This window comes from Thauera aromatica (assembly GCF_023093595.1).
Taxonomy (GTDB): domain Bacteria; phylum Pseudomonadota; class Gammaproteobacteria; order Burkholderiales; family Rhodocyclaceae; genus Thauera; species Thauera aromatica_A.
Genome location: NZ_JALLIK010000103.1, coordinates 57,771 through 74,006, shown reverse-complemented (window position 1 = coordinate 74,006; position 16,236 = coordinate 57,771). Strand labels below are relative to the sequence as shown.

Here is a 16,236-nt window from a genome sequence, read left to right as displayed (position 1 = left end):
AACGGACACAGGTCGGTTCACAGCGCCGCCACCGCGGCCTTCACCCGGGCGATCAGCTCGGGGACACCCTGCAGCCGCACCGCCTCCTCGACCAGGATCGCCTCGAAGGCCCGCTTCTTGAACGCCCGCAGTTCGCCCTCACCGAGCCCGCCGTTGCCCGGAAGGGCGCCGGCGACGATGTCGATGAGGCGGTCGGCAGCGTGCAGCCGCCCCCACAGGTAGTCGTTTTCGCGCGCCTTGCGGCTCAGGAAGCCGCCGAAGTTACCGAACGAGGTGCCGAACAGCACCGCCTGCCCCTGCCCGACGGCGGCCAAGGTGGTCGCATCCTCGGGGCTGATGCGGTCGATCAGCACTTCTTCGAGGGGGCCGGTGCCGAGCGCGAGCGCGCCGAGCGCGGGGCGCAGGATCACGTCCCAGTAGAAGTAGCCGAGATAGGCGGTGAGCAGCTGGCGTCGGCAGCTCGCGTCGATGCGCTGCACCCGCGGCGAGGCCAGCGCCGCGTCCATGTTGGCGTTCGATTCGGCGATCCCGCACTCGTCGCCGAGGCGCTCGATCAGGGCGCCGAGCGTGTGGCCATGGCGCAGGACGAAATCCTGCACTGCGCTGCCACCGAACTCGCCCGCGTCCGGGGCCCCGGGGTGCAGCAAGGCACGCGCCGCAGTGGCGGTCACCTCATCGATGAAATCGCTGCCATCGTAGATCGCCAGCCCGTCGAGGCACTCATGGATTTCCGCCTTCACTTCGTCGAGCGTGCCCGGGTCGGTGGCGCAGTACGTATCGAGCGGCAGGTACTGGTAGAGCGCGTTGAGCTCGTGGAGCACGAAGTTGATCCGCCGCCGTTTGTACTCGATGCCGAAGCGGATGACCATGCGCGCGAAGCGCGGCATGTCCGCGTTCCCGTACACCTCGTCGGGGATGCGGTACTCGGTGCACAGCACGCCGTTGCACGCCGCCCATTCCTCCACCACCAGCTGCAGCCAGCGCGCCGCCGGCGATTCCTGGGAATAGCCGCACAGCTTGCGCAGCAGGCCGGCGACGAAATCGAGCGCCTCCAGCACCAGCGCCCGCCACCACGCGTTGTAGACGAGCGTGGAAGTGGCCAGCAGGTTGGTCGAAGTGAGCCGCCAGTGGCGCAGCTCGTCGAGCGTGTAGTGCCCGCCCAGGGCGCCGGCGGTTGCCTGCTCGACCAGCGCCTCGACCTGTGGACGGGTTTCCACGATCATCGCCTTGAGACGGCGGATCTGGCGGTTGTAGCGGCTGATCTCGGCCAGTTCGCTGTGCACCGGCTGCTGCCGGGGCAGGTCCGACAGCGCGCCGCGCAAGGTCTCGAACCATCCCGGCACGGCCCCGGCGCCGGCCTCGCGCTCGGCCTCGCGCCCGTACTGCGGGGCGGCGTGCGGATCGATGAAGATCAGCCGCCGGTCGACCTCGCGGAACGCCCGGTGCAGGCGGATGTAGCGTGCCGCCGCCATGATCGGCTTGTTGTCGAGCACGCTGCCGTCGAGCAGCACCAGCTCTTCCGGGTTCATGCCCTGCTCGCGGTAATGGCCGAAGTTGCGCTCGAGGAAGCGTTCGCGCGTCGGCCACGCCATTCCGCGCGCGGCCAGCAGGGCATCCATCTCCGCCATCCGCGCGGGCGGAAAGGCGCCGGGATAGGACGCCGAGGCGCGTGCGGCAAAAGCGAGCGAAGGCGCGTTGTCGAGGCCGAAGTCGCTCTCGATCACGCCGCTCTTGCGGTTCTCGCAGGAGAACTGGAGGACGTGGCGGTGCTCGCGCTCGCGCAGCATCGGCGGATCGTGGGTGAAGATCGTCCGGTCGATGCCGTGGTAGTCGGTGACCGTCACCGCCAGCGACAACTGAGTGCCCGACGGCAGCAGCGAGCGCGGCGCCCCACCGGGCATTTCTTCCATCGCCAGCAGGCCATCGAGCAGCACCGCACTGAGCCGGGTGCCGTCGAGCGGCGGGTTGAACCAGCGCGAACGCACGAAGCTCAGCACGCGCTCGGCCATCTCGTGGTCGGCGGTGGCGGGCAGCATGCCTTCGCGGCGCAGCCACGACAGCATCGGCCGCAGCAGGGGGCGGAAATACCACTTGTTCCAGGCCTTGGCACGCGCCTCGGGGGCGATCAGGCGCTGCATGTCGGCTTCTTCCAGCCACAGCGTGGTCAATGTCTCCAGGCTGAGATCGTGGGCCAGGGCGCGCGCCAGCGCGATGCCGTTGACCGCGCCCGCCGAGGAGCCCGAGACGACATCGACCAGCACGCGCAGATCGACCACCCGCCCGAGACGCTTGAGGAGGTCGAAATACACTTCCGCACTTCGGGCGTCGGCCTCGTCTCCGGCGCCGCGTCCGGCACGGTCGCGGGCGCGGGCGAACACATGCGCAGCCGCCTGTTTGGCGGCGAGGCTGTCGGTGTCGTGGTAGGCCTTCGACGCACGCGCGAGGTTGAGCACCTCGCGGTTGATGCCGTGCTGGTAGATCGCGAGCGACACCCCGCCGAACAGCACCAGCGCCAGACGGAGTTCCTTTTCCTTCATCGTCGGTCGGCCTCCACTTCCACCGGGGAATGCCCTTAAGCTCGCATCCGCTCCGGGCGGCGTCAAGCGCCCTTTCCCGGCCCCGGGCCGCCAGCGGCAAACTCCTGCCGCCGCCGGCCCGTGTTTGCCTATACTTTGGGAACCTCCGCCAACAACATCACAAGGAAGCCCGCATGTCCACCTGGTATCCCGACAACGCGCAATCCATCGGCCGCACTCCGCTGGTGCGCCTGAACCGCATCCTCGACGGCGCCCAGGCCACCGTCCTGGCCAAGATCGAGGGTCGCAACCCGGCCTATTCGGTGAAATGCCGCATCGGCGCCGCCATGGTGCAGGACGCCGAAGCCCGCGGTCTGCTCGGCCCCGGCAAGGAGATCGTCGAGCCCACCAGCGGCAACACCGGCATCGCGCTCGCCTTCGTCTGCGCGGCGAAAGGCATCCCGCTGACCCTGACCATGCCCGAGACGATGAGCATCGAACGGCGCAAGCTGCTGGTCGCCTTCGGCGCCAAGCTGGTGCTGACCGAAGGCGCCAAGGGCATGAACGGCGCGATCGCCAAGGCGCAGGAGATCGTCGCTTCCGACCCCGGACGCTACGTGCTGCTGCAGCAGTTCGAGAACCCGGCCAACCCGGCGATCCACGAAACCACCACCGGCCCCGAAATCTGGAACGACACCGACGGCGCGATCGACATCCTGGTATCGGGCGTCGGCACCGGCGGCACCATCACCGGCGTGTCGCGCTACATCAAGCGCACGCGCGACAAGGCGATCCGCTCGATCGCGGTGGAGCCGGCGGCCAGCCCGGTGCTGAGCCAGACCCTCGCCGGCGAGCCGCTCAAGCCCGGACCGCACAAGATCCAGGGCCTGGGCGCGGGCTTCGTGCCCAAGGTGCTCGATCTGTCGCTGGTCGACGGCGTCGAGCAGGTGAGCAACGAGGAAGCGGTGGAATACGCCCTGCGCCTGGCCCGCGAGGAAGGCATCCTGTCGGGCATCTCCTGCGGCGCCGCGGTCGCCGCCGCGGCACGGCTGGCCCGCCTGCCGGAAAACGCCGGCAAGATCATCGTCGTGATCCTGCCCGACTCGGGCGAGCGCTACCTCAGCTCGATCCTGTTCGAAGGCCTGTTCGACACCAGCGGACTGGCAATCTGAGCCGGGGCACGGGCCGGCGCATGCCGATCCTGGTCAAACGCATCCACGACGCCGCCGCCCCCGGCGACGGCTGTCGCGTGCTGGTGGACCGGCTGTGGCCGCGCGGACTGAGCAAGGCGCGCGCAGCAGTCGACCTGTGGCTACGCGAGCTCGCCCCGTCGACCGCGCTGCGCCAGTGGTTCGGCCACGACCCGGCGCGCTGGGACGAATTCCGCCGCCGCTACGCCGCCGAGCTCGATGGCGACGGACCGGCGCCAGCGCTGGCGCAGCTGCGCGAACTGCGCACCCGCCACCCGGTCCTGACCCTGCTCTACGCCGCCCGCGACCCCGAGCACAACAACGCGGTCGCGCTACGCGCCTGGCTCGAAGCCGCAGACGACGACACCACCCCGGCGCCATGAGCGCCAGCGGCCACGAGCCCGCCCTTCTCCGTCTGCAAGGCGGGCGGGTGCTGCTGGTGAGCGCCGCATGGTTGCCTCGGGCATCGCCCCCCACGACCGCGCCAGCTGGTTCCTCGAAGTCGCGCCGCTACTGCCCGGCGGCGGCTCTTCACCCGGCCGTTGTCCGCACGCCTGATCAGTGCGGGCTTTGCAGGCGAACGTCCGCCGATGTCGTCGCGCACCCCTCGAGCAGCTTCACCAGCGCATGCAGCGTGCGGTTGACCGGCGTCGCCACCCCCAGCGCCGCGCCGCGGCGGACCACATAGCCGTTGAGGTGGTCGATCTCGCTCGGCTTGCCGCGTGCGAGGTCCTGCGCGGTGGATGAAGTCTGCGTCGGCATCGTGTGCGCGATCGCCTCCACCGCCGCCCACATCTCGCCCGGCACGCGCACGCCGTCGCGCTGTGCCACCGCCAGGCACTCGGCCACCGCGTCGCGCATCACGTCCTTGACGCCCTCGCCTTGCACCAGCCGCCCGTAGGGCAGCTGGGTGATCGCCGAGAGCGCGTTGTAGGCGCAGTTGAGGATCAGCTTCGCCCACAGCGCACCGGCGACGTTGTCCGAGACCTCGACCGCCACGCCGGCGCCGCCGAACAGCGCGACCAGCTCGGCGGCGCCGGCCAGCGGCCCGATCACCAGCTCGCCGCGGCCGTGGTGGCGCATGTGGCCGGGCCCGGCCATCTCGGTCGCGACATACACCACCGCCGGCCCGACCTCACGGCCGAGCCGCGCCTGCAGCCGGGCGGCGTTGTCGACGCCGTTCTGCAGGCTCAGCACGATCGCCTCCGGCGCCAGATGCGGCGCGATCTGCGCCGCGGCCGCCTCGGTGTCGGTCGACTTCACGCACACCAGCACCAGGCGCGCGCCGCGCACCGCCTCGGCCGCGGTGCTCGCGCCGACCGGCACGTGTCCGGTGAAGGCGGCCATCTCCATCAACAGACCGTCGCGCCGCAGCGCCTCGACATGCTGGGCGCGCCCGATCAGCACCACCTCGTGGCCGGCGCGCGCCAGCATCCCGCCATAGAAGCAGCCGACCGCGCCGGCGCCCATCACTGCAATCTTCATATCCTCCGCCTCCACCAATCCGAAAATTCGATCCGTCTGCGCCCGAAGAATATCGGCACCACGCCTGCGGTGCACATCGGGGGCCGACTGAGCTAGACTAAGCCTTAGTCCACTCCGACTGGAGTCAAGCATGCAGGTCGTCAACATCCATGAAGCCAAGACCCATCTGTCGCGCTTGCTCGAATCGATCGAACGCGGCGAGGAAGTCGTCATTGCGCGTGCCGGCCGCCCCGTTGCCACGCTGACCGCCTATCGTCCGGTGCGCCGCAAGCTTGCTTCACCGGGAAGCATGAAAGGCCGTGACTGGCGGATGGCCGACGATTTCGATGCGCCGGTCGATGAGCTGTTTTCCTGCCTGCAAGAACCGGAAGACGGAACCCGCATCCCGGGAGCCGCCCGGTGAGGCTACTGCTCGACACGCATTTCGCCTTCTGGTGGCAGACCGGCGATCCACGCATCACCGAGGAAGTCCGTGGCTTGGTGGAATCTGCCGACGAAGTTTTCGTCAGCAGCGTGTCGCTGTGGGAACTGACGATCAAGGCGGGCTTGGGCAAGGTCCGCATCGATTTGTCCACTTTCGCCGCACAGGTCGAATCAATGGGCTTCACTTGGCTGCCGATCCGGAACGCCCACATCCTCGAGCTTTCCACCTTGCCGGCCAGCGACGACCATCGCGATCCCTTCGATCGCTTGCTGGTTGCCCAGTCGATCAGTGAGCCACTCATTCTCCTCACGGTGGACGGCAAACTCGGGCGTTACGGAAGCACGGTCCGAGTCGTCTGAACAGAGGCCGTCACTCCGCGGTTGAAGCGCTTTCGCCACGCGACCGGAGTTACACCGAATGCGTGCTTGAAGTGCTGCCGCAAGGACGCGGCAGTGCCAAAGCCGACCTGTTCGGCAATCGTTTCGATGGGTTGGGTGCCGACCTCCAGCAACTCCTGCGTGCGTCGCAGGCGCTCGGTCAGCACCCACTCCCCCACCGACATCCCCGTCGCCCTCTGGAAGTAACGGGTGAAGCTGCGGCGACTCATGTTCGCCCGTGCCGCCAAGGTGTCGAGCGAGTGACTGACGCTCAGGTTCTGCCGCAGGAAGTCCAGCTGTTCGTTGATGCGGATATCCTGGGTGCTGGCAGGCACGGGCTTTTCGATGAACTGTGCTTGACCGCCTTCGCGATAGGTCGGCACCACCATGCGTCGGGCGATCTTGTTGGCGATGACGCTGCCGTAATGTTGGCGAACCAGGTAAAGGCAGCAGTCCACACCGGCTGCGGTGCCGGCGGACGTGATCAGGCGGTCCTCGTCGACGTAGAGCGCGTTGGTGTCCAGCCGCACCTGCGGAAAGCGCAGAAGAAAGTCCTGCTCGAACTCCCAGTGAGTGGAGGCGCGGCGTCCGTCAAGGAGACCCGCGTACGCCAGGACGTAAGTGCCCAGGCACAGACCGACCACCTGCGCGCCTCGTGCATGCGCGGCCCTCAACGCTTCAGCCAGTTCAGGAGGGGGCGCCAGAGCGGGATCGTCCCAGCCCGGCACAATCACGATGTCGGCCGCAGCCAAACCCTCGACGCCGGCCGCGGGACTGAGACTTAGCCCATGGACGGACCGGATCGGGCCAGGCTCGGCGGCACAGATCTCCAACCGGAACAGGGCCTGCCCTGGCAGAACATCGCCGAAAATGATGCACGGCACGGACAGATGAAATGGGCTGAAGCCGGGATAGGCCACGACGGCTACCGCAGGGATCGTCATGCGCTCGGTCGTTCGAAGGTAGGCGCCGGGTGCCCCGCGCGGGGCACCCGAAAATCGCCCCGCCCCGGCGGATGGTCAGAAGACGTAGGACGCCCCATCCTCAGGGACGCGAACGCGCTGCGGGTTGATCTGCTTTTCGGCAATGTAGTCGCGCAATTCCCTGCGCGTCAGCATGCCGTGGTTGACCGCCTCCATGTGACTGGCAATCAGGATTGCCCGGGGCGCAAATTGACTGGCACGGTATACGTCCTCCTTGCCCATGATGATCGAGCCGTCGAAACCGGGCACCCGGGCATCGCCCGCGTTGAGCACGATGACGTCCGGCCGGTAGCCACGAATGGCCTCTTCGACGTGACTGTTCCAGACCGTGTCGCCCGCGACATAGACGGTCTTGTGGCCCGGGCGCTGGAAAACGACGCCGGATACTGTGCCGAGGATCTCGCCGAGCGGGCTTTGCATCATCGCATCGCTTCCGTGCTGGCCCGATGTCCTGCTCAGGCGGGTGCCTTCGAAGACGGTGTTTTCGCTGAGCACATGCACGTCCTCGAAGCCGTCCTTGCGGACCGCCCGGGCGTCCGCCTCGTTCTGCGTGAAGATCGGGATGTCCTTGGGCAAGTTGCGCTTCGCGGCCTCATCCCAGTGATCCGGATGCAGGTGAGTCAGGATCACCGCGTCGGCTCGCATCACTTCGTCGACCGGCATCGGCAACTCGACCAGGGGATTGCGCAGATGGCTGTTGTAAGTTCCCTCAAAGCCGGGATAGGCCCCCTTCTTCGCCAGCATCGGGTCGATCAGGAAGGTCGTCCCCGCGTAGTCCACCTTGATCGTGGCGTTACGGATCTGCTGGAACTTGACCGCCGAAGTCGGGGTAGCGGCTGTCGTATCGGCGGCGTTCCGGGTGGGTGCGCCTGTGCACGCCGCCAGCGAGAGAACGCCGGCGACGGCAGCGAGGTTGCGGAAAAGGGTGAGAAGCTTCATGGCAGTCCTTTGACGCGGCCCCGCACAGAGCGCGAGGACCGGATTCATATGGCGGAAGCGGCGGGGCATCCGGCCAGGATACCGGGTCCGGCTTCGAGTGCAGATTCTCCCGGCAAGCGGAGCCGGGGAAAACCGGCCCGCAGGACAAATAACGACAGGATCGGGCCAGCTTTATTGACGGCACCCGGTTCCCGCACAATTCTGGCGTCAACGCTCCCCCCGTCCCAGGACTTGCCCAACGTGAAAAAACGCTCTCCCTCCCCCGCCGCAACAAACTGTCCCTGCGCCAGCGGCCGCCCGCTGGCCGACTGTTGCGGCCGCTACCACGCCGGCGAGGCGGCACCCGACGCCGCGGCGCTGATGCGCTCCCGCTATACCGCTTACGTGCTCGGCAACGAAGCGTATCTGCTCGCCACCTGGCACGCGACGACGCGGCCGACCGGCCTGGAACTCGACGCCGGGGACCCGCCGCGGTGGCTGGGCCTCGAGCTGCGGGGTCACGAGACGAGCGGCGCGGACGCGGCGACGGTCGAGTTCGTGGCGCGCTACAAGGTCGGCGGACGCGCTCACCGGCTGCACGAAACAAGCCGCTTCGTGTGCGACGGCGGGCGCTGGTATTACGTGGACGGCGTCCTCCACGAAGCGCCGCCGACCGGCGCGCAGACGCGGAGGCGGTGAAGCCGATCGCGGGGTGAAGCAACACAAGTCAGGCCGGCGGGGCCCCCGCCGCGCGATGATCGAAAGCGCCCGTCAGCAAAAAATGCTGCGCCTGTTCGAGGCAGGCCCGCGACACCAGCATCTGGCTGTGGGTGACCGGGAGCACGATGTGGTCGCGCACGCCCGGCCAGCGCGTCTCGCTGACCGCGACCATGCCGTCGTTCGGCCTCGGCAGGCCGGGCAACAGGCGCCCGCTGCCGAGCGGGCGGTTGCCGGCGATCGTGCCGATGTCGACCGCGGCGTCCACCTGCGGCAGGGGGCGCACCAGCCACTGTGCCAGCCCGCGCCCGACCAGCCCGCGCAACAGCGGCAGGCGCAGCAGCACCGCCGCGCTGTGCGAGCCCTGGCAGGGCGCGCCGAGCAGCACCGCGCGCGCCACCTGCGGCGGGCGCCGGCGGGCGAGCATGTCGAGCACGACCAGACCGCCCAGGCTGTGGCCGAGCAGGAACACCGGCCCGTCCCCCAGCGCGGCGACGAACTCGGCCAGCGCGTCGGCCGCCCCGTCCAGCGTCCCGCGCACCGAGCGATAGGAAAACGCATGGGTGCGCCAGCCCCGCCGCTGCAGACGCCGGCGCTGCAACGCGAACACCCAGCCGTGCATCCACAGCCCGTGCACCAGCACGATGTCGCCCGGCGTCGTCATCGCCCCTCCCCCGACCCGGCGTGCCGCACTCGGTGGCCTGTCCTCAGTTGCCTTTCATCTGGCGCGCCACCAGCGCCGGGTTGTCGCCGCTGTAGGCGGCCTTGATCGCGTCCCAGGCTTCCTCGGCGGTTTCGGCGTAGTGGAACAGCTCGACGTCCTGGGCGCTGATCACGCCGTGCTCGATGAGGACCTCGAAGTCGATCAGGCGCTGCCAGAAATCGCGCCCGATGAGCACGATCGGACGGCGGCGGATCTTGCGCGTCTGGGTCAGGGTCAGCACCTCGAACAGCTCGTCGAGGGTGCCGAAGCCGCCCGGAAAGCTCACCAGCGCCACCGCGCGCATCAGGAAGTGCATCTTGCGGATGGCGAAGTAGTGGAACTGGAAGCACAGCTCGGGGGTGATCCAGGGATTCGGCGCCTCCTCGAAGGGCAGGAAGATGCTCATTCCCATGCTCCGCCCGCCGGCCTCGAAGGCACCGCGGTTGCCCGCTTCCATGATCCCCGGCCCGCCGCCGGTGGCGACGATCACCGGCTCGCCGAGGGCCTCGGACTCGCGCGTCACCAGCTCGCCGAAGCGGCGTGCCTCCTCGTACCAGCGCGCATTGCTCACCATCTGCCGGGCGCGGCGGATGGCCTCCTCGTCGCCGCTCGCCACGGCATCGGCGAACAGCGCCGCAGCAACGTCGGGAGCCTTGAAGCGGGCGCTGCCGAACACCACCACGCTCGACTCCACCCCCTGCTCCTGCTGGATCAGCTCGGCCTTCAGCAGCTCGAGCTGGAGGCGCACCGGACGCAGCTCCTCGCGCAGCAGGAACTCGGAGTCGGCAAACGCCATGCGAAAGGCGCTGCCCGGGCCGTCGTAGCGGCCGTGGGGCTGGACCGCGCGCGCCTCGTCTTCGGCGGAGGGGAAGTTGCGGGCGCGGAGGTGGGGTTTTTCACTCATCGGCAAAGGCTCTCGGTTGATTGGGGGGCGTGCATCATCGCATCCTCGCCCCGTTTTGCTACAGCAGTGCCACCGACTTGATCTGCGCCCACAGCGTGCGCCCCGGGCACACCATCAGCTGCTCGCTCGAGCGCCGGGTGATGCGCGCGAGCAGCGGCGTACCGCCGGCGTCCATGCGGATGAGCACATGGGCGGGGGTGTCGGCGCCGACGATCTCCTGCACCGTGACCGGCAGCAGGTTGAGGATGCTGCTGCCGTCGACGCGGTGGTCGGCGAGGCTGACGTCGCGCGCATGCACCCGGAAGCGCATCCGCTGCCCGGGCGCCGCCCCCTGGCGGGCAACGAACACCGCGCCGCCGGGGAAGTCGAGCCGGGTCAGGTGGTAGTGCTCGTCGTGCTCGGCGACGATGCCGTCGATGACCACCCCCGCATCCTCGGTGAACGCGATGGGCAGGTCGAGGCGCGCCATCGTCGCATGCAGTTCGCCGGAGGCCATCACCCGACCCTCGCCCAGCATCACCACATGGTCGGCGAGGCGCACCACCTCCTCGGGGGAGTGGCTGACGTACAGCACCGGAATGTCGAGCTCGTCGTGCAGGCGTTCGAGGTAGGGCAGGATTTCCTGCTTGCGCCGCGCATCGAGCGCGGCCAGCGGCTCGTCCATCAGCAGGATGCGCGGGCTGGTGAGCAGCGCGCGCGCCATTCCCACGCGCTGGCGCTCGCCGCCCGACAGGTGGGCGGGCATGCGTTCGAGGAGGGCATCGATGCCGAGCAGGGCGGTGGCCTGGGCGAATGACACCCGGCGCGCGGCGGGCGGGATCCGGCGCAGGCCGAACTCGAGGTTGCGCCGCACCGACAGGTGGGGAAACAGGCTCGCCTCCTGGAACACGTAGCCCAGCGCGCGGCGGTGGGTGGGCACGAATACGCCGCGCGCGCTGTCCTGCCAGCATTCGCCGTTGACCGTCAGCCGCCCCTGCGCCGCCGGCTCCAGCCCGGCGACGCAGCGCAGCAGGGTGGTCTTGCCCGAACCCGAGTGGCCGAACAGCGCGCTCACCCCGCGCCCCGGCAGCACCAGGTCGACGTCGAGGCTGAAACCGCCGTAGGCGACCCGGAAGCGCGCCTCGATGCGGGCGTCGATGCCCATCTCAGCTCCACCCCGGGCGGAGGCGCCGGCTCGAATACAGCAACAGCAGCACGATGAAGGCAAACACCACCATGCCGCCCGCCAGCCAGTGCGCCTGGGCGTACTCGAGGGCCTCGACGTGATCGTAGATCTGCACCGAGACCACCCGGGTACGCTCCGGGATGTTGCCGCCGATCATCAGCACCACGCCGAACTCGCCGACGGTGTGGGCGAAGCCGAGCACCGCGGCGGTGACGAAACCGGGGCGGGCGAGCGGCAGGACGACGCTGAAGAAGCTGTCCCACGGCCCCGCGCGCAAGGTGGCGGCGACTTCCAGCGGGCGCCGGCCGACCGCGGCGAAGGCCTGGCGCAGGGGCTGGACGACGAAGGGCAACGAATAGATCACCGAGCCCACCACCAGCCCGGCGAAGGTGAACGGCAGCGTGCCCAGGCCGAGCGCGGTGGTGAAGCGCCCGATCGGCCCCTCCGGCCCCATCGCCACCAGCAGGTAGAAGCCGAGCACGGTCGGCGGCAGCACCAGCGGCAGCGCCACCACCGCATCGATCGGCGCCTTCCAGCGCGAAGGGGTGGTCGCCAGCCACCACGCCAGCGGAGTGCACAGCGCCAGCAGGATCGCGGTGGACAGCGCGGCCAGCTCCAGCGTGAGGCGGATCGCGGCGAGGTCGGTGGCGTCGAGCATCGGGTCAGAAGCGGTAGCCGTAGCCGCCGATCAGCGCGCGCGCGGCGTCGCCGCGCAGATAGTCGAGGAGCGCGGCAGCGGCGGGGTTGTCCGCGCCGCGCTCGAGCAGCACCGCATCCTGGCGGATCGGGTGGTACAGCTCGTCCGGCACCTGCCACGCCGAGCCGCCGGCCAGCTTGCCGTCGGCCATCACCTGGGAGAGGGCGACGAAGCCGAGCTCGGCATTGCCCGAGGCGACGAACTGGTAGGTCTGGCCGATGTTCTCGCCGGTCACCAGGCGGGCGGCGAGCGCATCCCCGAGGCCGAGCGCCGCCAGCACCTGGGCGGCGGCTGCGCCGTAGGGCGCGGTGCGCGGGTTGGCCACGGCAAGATGGGCGAAACCGCCGCGGCGCAGGATCGCCCCTTCGGCGTCGACGTGCTCCGCGCGCGGCGACCACAGCACCAGGCGGCCGATCGCGTAGGTGAAGCGCGTCCCCGCCACCGCCCGCCCTTCCGCCTCGAGGCGCGCAGGCGTGGTCTCGTCGGCCGCGAGCAGGACCTCGAACGGCGCGCCGCTGCGGATCTGGGCGTAGAACTTGCCCGTGGCGCCGGAGGCCAGGCGCGCGCGGTGGCCGGTGTCGCGCTCGAAGGCGGCGGCGATGCGCTGCATCGGCGCAAGGAAGTTGGAGGCCACCGCGACCTGCACTTCGGCCGCCTGCGCCGGCACGGACAAGGACAGGAAAATGGCGGCGAGGGAAACGGCGAGGGGGCGCAGGAGCATGGATTTCCTTCAGGAGCAGGCGGGGCGGGCCGGCAAGGGCAGCCCCGCTTTTACTTCACTCCCCGCCACCATGTAAAGCCGTCCGCACCCGCCATTCGTACTTACCCTCGCAGCGCAGGCGGGCGCGGGCGCGGGCGCCGCTGCTCAGCCCACCGTGTATCCGCCGTCGACGACGATCTCCTGGCCGTAGATGTTGCGTGCGTCGTCGGAGGCGAGAAACACCGACGTCGCGGCGATGTCTTCCGGGCGGCCGAAGGCGCCCGGCAGCAGGCGCGCGGTGAGCTTGTGCGCGACGCTGTCGAGCACGTCCGCAGGCAGCCCGACCGTGCCCCACAGCGGCGTGCCGATCGGCCCCGGGGCGATCGCATTGACCCGGATGCCCTGCGGCGCGAGCTCGGCCGCGAGCGTCTGGGTGATCGATTTCAGCGCCGCCTTGCTGGCGCTGTAGATCGCCAGCCCGGGAAAGCCGACCTGGGTCAGGAAGGTGCTGATGAACTGCACCGAGCCGCCCTTGCGCAGATGCGGCAGCAGGCGGCGGACGGTCTCGACCGCACCGAACAGGTTCACCGAGAACTGGGTGTCGAAGGCTTCGGGCGTGCTGTCCTCGAAGGACACGACCCGGGCGATGCCGGCATTCGGCACCACGATGTCGACGCCGCCGAACGCCTTCACCGCCTCGTCGGCAAGGCGCTGCAGGTCGGCGGGGCGGGTGACGTCGCCGGTGACGGCGAGCACCGCCCCCGGATGGGCGGCGGCGAGCGCCTCGAGCGCCGCCCGGTTGCGGGCGAAGGCGACCACCTTCGCCCCCGCGGCGACGTAGTGTTCGACGATCGCGCGCCCGATTCCGCTGCTTGCACCGGTGATCACAGCAGTTTTTCCTGCCAGCCTGTTGTCCATGGTGTGCTCCTCCAAAATGGGAAAATCGACCTCCGCCGAGGCAAGCTTTCGACCTGCACCCGCCCCGTATCGTGCCCTACGTCGGGCGCGGTTACGACGTCTCTTCGGCGAGCACGACCGGCTCCGCCGCCGGCGCCGCGGCCGGATGGCCGAAATGCAGCAGCAGCCCGGTGAGCACGACACCGCCGATCAGGTTGCCGACCGTGACCGGCAGCTGGTTCCACCACAGCCACTGGCCGACACCGATGTCGGCGCCGAGGGCGATCGCGGTCGGCACGACGAACATATTGACCACCGAATGCTCGAGCCCGAGCCCGAAAAACATCGAAATCGGCAGCCAGACCGCGGTGACTTTGCCGATCGACGAAGTCGAACCGAGGCCGAGCACGGTGCCGAGCGCCACCATCCAGTTGCACAGCACGCCGCTGACGAGCGCGGTGAACCAGCCGCTGGCGCCGGCATGCTGGTAGGCCAGCGTCTTCGCTTCGGCGACGGCGACGATCCTCGCCCCGAGCGCGCCGGCGCTCTCGGTGAAGCCCTTGGTCAGGGCGAAGGTGAGCAGGCCGCCGACGAAGACGCTGCCGAGGAAGTTGGCCAGATAGACCCAGCTCCAGTTGCGCACCACCGCGCCGCGCCGGTTGCTGCCGCGCGCCAGGCCGAACGGCAGGACGGCGAAGTTGCCGGTGGCCAGTTCGAGCCCGAGCAGGACGATGATCGCCGAGCCGGCGGGAAACACCGCCGCCGACACCAGGGTGGCGACCCCTGCCGGCAACCCCTCGGACACGGTAAAGGCGAAGGCCGTGGCGTAGGCGAACAGCGCACCGGAAAGGAAGCCTTTGAGCAGCATCCCGGCGATGCTCAGCGCGGCCTTGTTGCGGCTGGTCGCTGCGATCTCGTCCATCAGCCGGGAGGAAGAAAAATGGTCCATCGCGATTTCTCCGCGAACATTGTTTGAGCGTTACATCATTCTGTGACGCAAATTCCATACCAATTTTGCAACTAACTGTTTTTACTGAAAAATAAATTCATTCGTAGTGAACGCGACCGTCCACCCCAGCGTCAGTGTCCATCATGAACGTTCGCTTGCGTCCGCAATGAACGCCCGTTACACTGCGCCCACCCACCCCGAAGGAAAGGCCCGATGTCCGATTTCCTGATGAGCAGCAGCTTTTTGAACTCCCTGGAAGAAGGCGTGCTGCTGCTCGACGCCCAGCTCAGCATCCTCGCCAACAACGAGGCCGCGAGCACGATGCTCCAGCGCGAAGGCCGCGAGCTCGTCGGCCGCCCCTGTCCGTCGCTGTTCCCCGCGATGCCCTGCGCCCACCACTGCAGAACGAGCGGCCTGTGCACGCTCACCCCGGACGACGGCGAGGAACGCAAGATCCAGGACGTGCTGATCAAAAACGCCGACGGCCGCGAACGCGCCCTGCGGGTGTGGGCGATGCGGGTGCCGCACAACGCCGCCGGCGTGCATTGCACGATCATCCTGCGCGACTGCTCGCGCGAGCGCGAACTCGAAGCCGAAGTGCGCGAGCACTGGCAGCTCGGCGGCCTGACCGGGCGCAGCGTGCAGATGCAGGACCTCTACCAGAAGATCCTGCGCGCCGCGGCAAGCGATGCGCGCGTGCTGATCAGCGGCGAAAGCGGCGTCGGCAAGGAACTCGCCGCGCGCGCACTGCACGACAATTCGCCGCGCGCGGGCGGCCCCTACGTCGCCGTCCACTGCGCCGCCCTGCCCGAGACGCTGCAGGAAACCGAGCTCTTCGGCCATTCGCGCGGCGCCTTCTCCGGCGCCCTGACAGCCCGCACCGGGCGGTTCGAGGCGGCCCACGGCGGCACCCTGTTCCTCGACGAAATCGGCGAGATCTCGCCCGCCACCCAGGTCAAGCTGCTGCGCGTGCTGCAGGAGCGCGAAATCGTGCGCGTGGGCGAAAACGAAGCGCGCAAGGTCGATGTGCGAATCATCGCCGCCACCCACCGCGACCTCAAGGCGATGATCGCCCAAGGCCTGTTCCGCGAGGACCTCTACTACCGCCTGTGCGTCCTGCCGCTGCACATTCCGGCGCTACGCGAACGGCGCGAGGACATCCCCCTGCTCGTCGGCAACATGCTGACGACGCTGGCCGCCCGTTATGCCCGCCCCCCGTTGCGCCTATCCCCGGAAGCGATGCGCCGGCTGGAAGCGTTCGACTGGCCCGGCAACGCCCGCCAGCTGTTCAACTGCCTCGAGTACGCGGTGGTGCAGTCCGATGGCGCCCTGATCCAGCCCGAAAGCCTGCCGCCGGAACTGGCCGTGCTCTCCGCGGCCGCCCCGGCGGCGGACAGCGCACCGCCCCCCCCCCCGCCCGCCAAACCCCTGACCCGCTATTACGCGCCGCCGCCGTCCGCGGACGAGGAGCGCGCCGCGATCCGCGACGCCCTCCGCGCCGCCGGCGGCAACAAGGCCGAAGCCGCACGCCGTCTGGGCATTTCACGCACCACGCTGTGGAAGCGGCTGGCCCGCTACCCCGAGCTCGATTCCGCGCGCTGAGTTGCTCGT

The 16,236-nt window shown here is 69.2% G+C and carries 17 protein-coding genes; 6 read left to right on the top strand and 11 right to left on the bottom strand.

Annotated features, from left to right (window positions below; genetic code table 11):
- Positions 1 to 17 precede the first annotated feature (17 nt).
- Positions 18 to 2,537 (bottom strand): patatin-like protein, encoded by a 2,520-nt coding sequence (locus MXC99_RS10485; RefSeq protein WP_247725397.1) that lies wholly within the window; start codon positions 2,535 to 2,537, stop codon positions 18 to 20.
- Positions 2,538 to 2,710: 173 nt separating this feature from the next.
- Between MXC99_RS10485 and cysK the strand changes: the two genes are divergently transcribed.
- Both cysK and MXC99_RS10475 read left to right on the top strand, forming a co-directional pair.
- Positions 2,711 to 3,688, top strand: coding sequence for a cysteine synthase A (cysK, locus tag MXC99_RS10480; RefSeq protein ID WP_107222033.1), 978 nt, complete (start codon positions 2,711 to 2,713; stop codon positions 3,686 to 3,688).
- Between the two features lie 20 nt (positions 3,689 to 3,708).
- A complete protein-coding gene (locus MXC99_RS10475; RefSeq protein WP_247725396.1) occupies positions 3,709 to 4,089 on the top strand; it encodes a DUF488 domain-containing protein in 381 nt (126 codons plus the stop codon).
- A 175-nt stretch (positions 4,090 to 4,264) separates the two neighbouring features.
- On the opposite strand, the gene MXC99_RS10470 is transcribed toward MXC99_RS10475, so the two are convergent.
- Positions 4,265 to 5,191, bottom strand: a complete 927-nt coding sequence (locus MXC99_RS10470) for a ketopantoate reductase family protein (RefSeq protein ID WP_247725395.1) — start codon at positions 5,189 to 5,191, stop codon at positions 4,265 to 4,267.
- Positions 5,192 to 5,321: 130 nt separating this feature from the next.
- On the opposite strand from MXC99_RS10470, the gene MXC99_RS10465 reads away from it, so the two are divergent.
- Together MXC99_RS10465 and MXC99_RS10460 are read left to right on the top strand one after the other, a co-directional pair.
- Positions 5,322 to 5,594, top strand: coding sequence for a type II toxin-antitoxin system Phd/YefM family antitoxin (locus MXC99_RS10465; RefSeq protein ID WP_247725394.1), 273 nt, complete (start codon positions 5,322 to 5,324; stop codon positions 5,592 to 5,594).
- Complete coding sequence (locus tag MXC99_RS10460) at positions 5,591 to 5,974, top strand: type II toxin-antitoxin system VapC family toxin (protein ID WP_247725393.1); 384 nt, start codon at positions 5,591 to 5,593, stop codon at positions 5,972 to 5,974. Before MXC99_RS10465 ends, MXC99_RS10460 begins: the two co-directional genes overlap by 4 nt.
- Here the strand turns inward: MXC99_RS10460 and MXC99_RS10455 are convergent.
- Together MXC99_RS10455 and MXC99_RS10450 are read right to left on the bottom strand one after the other, a co-directional pair.
- The gene (locus MXC99_RS10455; protein WP_247725392.1) at positions 5,947 to 6,936 is read right to left on the bottom strand and encodes a GlxA family transcriptional regulator; all 990 of its coding nucleotides are present in this window, start codon (positions 6,934 to 6,936) and stop codon (positions 5,947 to 5,949) included. The genes MXC99_RS10460 and MXC99_RS10455 overlap by 28 nt on opposite strands.
- 75 nt (positions 6,937 to 7,011) lie before the next feature.
- Positions 7,012 to 7,914, bottom strand: coding sequence for an MBL fold metallo-hydrolase (locus tag MXC99_RS10450; protein WP_247725391.1), 903 nt, complete (start codon positions 7,912 to 7,914; stop codon positions 7,012 to 7,014).
- A gap of 240 nt (positions 7,915 to 8,154) precedes the next feature.
- Between MXC99_RS10450 and MXC99_RS10445 the strand changes: the two genes are divergently transcribed.
- Positions 8,155 to 8,592 carry a YchJ family protein gene (locus MXC99_RS10445; RefSeq protein WP_247725390.1) on the top strand — a complete coding sequence of 146 codons (438 nt, stop codon included), beginning with the start codon at positions 8,155 to 8,157 and terminating at the stop codon, positions 8,590 to 8,592.
- 28 nt (positions 8,593 to 8,620) lie between these two features.
- On the opposite strand, the gene MXC99_RS10440 is transcribed toward MXC99_RS10445, so the two are convergent.
- The 7 genes from MXC99_RS10440 to MXC99_RS10410 all read right to left on the bottom strand — a co-directional run bounded on the left by MXC99_RS10440 (position 8,621) and on the right by MXC99_RS10410 (position 14,625).
- On the bottom strand, positions 8,621 to 9,274 hold the full coding sequence (locus MXC99_RS10440; RefSeq protein ID WP_247725389.1) for an esterase/lipase family protein: 654 nt from the start codon (positions 9,272 to 9,274) through the stop codon (positions 8,621 to 8,623).
- 43 nt (positions 9,275 to 9,317) lie between these two features.
- Positions 9,318 to 10,217 carry a TIGR00730 family Rossman fold protein gene (locus tag MXC99_RS10435; protein WP_247725388.1) on the bottom strand — a complete coding sequence of 300 codons (900 nt, stop codon included), beginning with the start codon at positions 10,215 to 10,217 and terminating at the stop codon, positions 9,318 to 9,320.
- 58 nt (positions 10,218 to 10,275) lie between these two features.
- A complete protein-coding gene (gene modC / locus MXC99_RS10430) occupies positions 10,276 to 11,361 on the bottom strand; it encodes a molybdenum ABC transporter ATP-binding protein (RefSeq protein WP_247725387.1) in 1,086 nt (361 codons plus the stop codon).
- Between the two features lies 1 nt (position 11,362).
- Positions 11,363 to 12,040 carry a molybdate ABC transporter permease subunit gene (gene modB, locus MXC99_RS10425; protein ID WP_247725386.1) on the bottom strand — a complete coding sequence of 226 codons (678 nt, stop codon included), beginning with the start codon at positions 12,038 to 12,040 and terminating at the stop codon, positions 11,363 to 11,365.
- Between the two features lie 4 nt (positions 12,041 to 12,044).
- Positions 12,045 to 12,800, bottom strand: coding sequence for a molybdate ABC transporter substrate-binding protein (gene modA, locus MXC99_RS10420; RefSeq protein ID WP_247725385.1), 756 nt, complete (start codon positions 12,798 to 12,800; stop codon positions 12,045 to 12,047).
- A 144-nt stretch (positions 12,801 to 12,944) separates the two neighbouring features.
- Positions 12,945 to 13,697 carry an SDR family NAD(P)-dependent oxidoreductase gene (locus MXC99_RS10415; RefSeq protein WP_247725384.1) on the bottom strand — a complete coding sequence of 251 codons (753 nt, stop codon included), beginning with the start codon at positions 13,695 to 13,697 and terminating at the stop codon, positions 12,945 to 12,947.
- Between the two features lie 91 nt (positions 13,698 to 13,788).
- Positions 13,789 to 14,625, bottom strand: a complete 837-nt coding sequence (locus tag MXC99_RS10410) for a formate/nitrite transporter family protein (RefSeq protein ID WP_247725383.1) — start codon at positions 14,623 to 14,625, stop codon at positions 13,789 to 13,791.
- A gap of 213 nt (positions 14,626 to 14,838) precedes the next feature.
- Here MXC99_RS10410 and MXC99_RS10405 point away from each other — a divergent pair, with 213 nt between their 5' ends.
- Positions 14,839 to 16,227 (top strand): sigma-54 interaction domain-containing protein, encoded by a 1,389-nt coding sequence (locus MXC99_RS10405; RefSeq protein WP_247725382.1) that lies wholly within the window; start codon positions 14,839 to 14,841, stop codon positions 16,225 to 16,227.
- Positions 16,228 to 16,236 lie beyond the last annotated feature (9 nt).

Coding starts and splice junctions, on each gene's coding strand:
- MXC99_RS10435 (WP_247725388.1), bottom strand. CDS start 10,217: ATGAGTGAAAAACCCCACCTCCGCGCCCGCAACTTCCCCTCCGCCGAA.
- MXC99_RS10470 (WP_247725395.1), bottom strand. CDS start 5,191: ATGAAGATTGCAGTGATGGGCGCCGGCGCGGTCGGCTGCTTCTATGGC.
- MXC99_RS10450 (WP_247725391.1), bottom strand. CDS start 7,914: ATGAAGCTTCTCACCCTTTTCCGCAACCTCGCTGCCGTCGCCGGCGTT.
- MXC99_RS10475 (WP_247725396.1), top strand. CDS start 3,709: ATGCCGATCCTGGTCAAACGCATCCACGACGCCGCCGCCCCCGGCGAC.
- MXC99_RS10405 (WP_247725382.1), top strand. CDS start 14,839: ATGTCCGATTTCCTGATGAGCAGCAGCTTTTTGAACTCCCTGGAAGAA.
- MXC99_RS10410 (WP_247725383.1), bottom strand. CDS start 14,625: ATGGACCATTTTTCTTCCTCCCGGCTGATGGACGAGATCGCAGCGACC.
- MXC99_RS10485 (WP_247725397.1), bottom strand. CDS start 2,537: ATGAAGGAAAAGGAACTCCGTCTGGCGCTGGTGCTGTTCGGCGGGGTG.
- MXC99_RS10415 (WP_247725384.1), bottom strand. CDS start 13,697: ATGGACAACAGGCTGGCAGGAAAAACTGCTGTGATCACCGGTGCAAGC.
- MXC99_RS10455 (WP_247725392.1), bottom strand. CDS start 6,936: ATGACGATCCCTGCGGTAGCCGTCGTGGCCTATCCCGGCTTCAGCCCA.
- MXC99_RS10465 (WP_247725394.1), top strand. CDS start 5,322: ATGCAGGTCGTCAACATCCATGAAGCCAAGACCCATCTGTCGCGCTTG.
- MXC99_RS10440 (WP_247725389.1), bottom strand. CDS start 9,274: ATGACGACGCCGGGCGACATCGTGCTGGTGCACGGGCTGTGGATGCAC.
- modA (WP_247725385.1), bottom strand. CDS start 12,800: ATGCTCCTGCGCCCCCTCGCCGTTTCCCTCGCCGCCATTTTCCTGTCC.
- modB (WP_247725386.1), bottom strand. CDS start 12,040: ATGCTCGACGCCACCGACCTCGCCGCGATCCGCCTCACGCTGGAGCTG.
- cysK (WP_107222033.1), top strand. CDS start 2,711: ATGTCCACCTGGTATCCCGACAACGCGCAATCCATCGGCCGCACTCCG.
- modC (WP_247725387.1), bottom strand. CDS start 11,361: ATGGGCATCGACGCCCGCATCGAGGCGCGCTTCCGGGTCGCCTACGGC.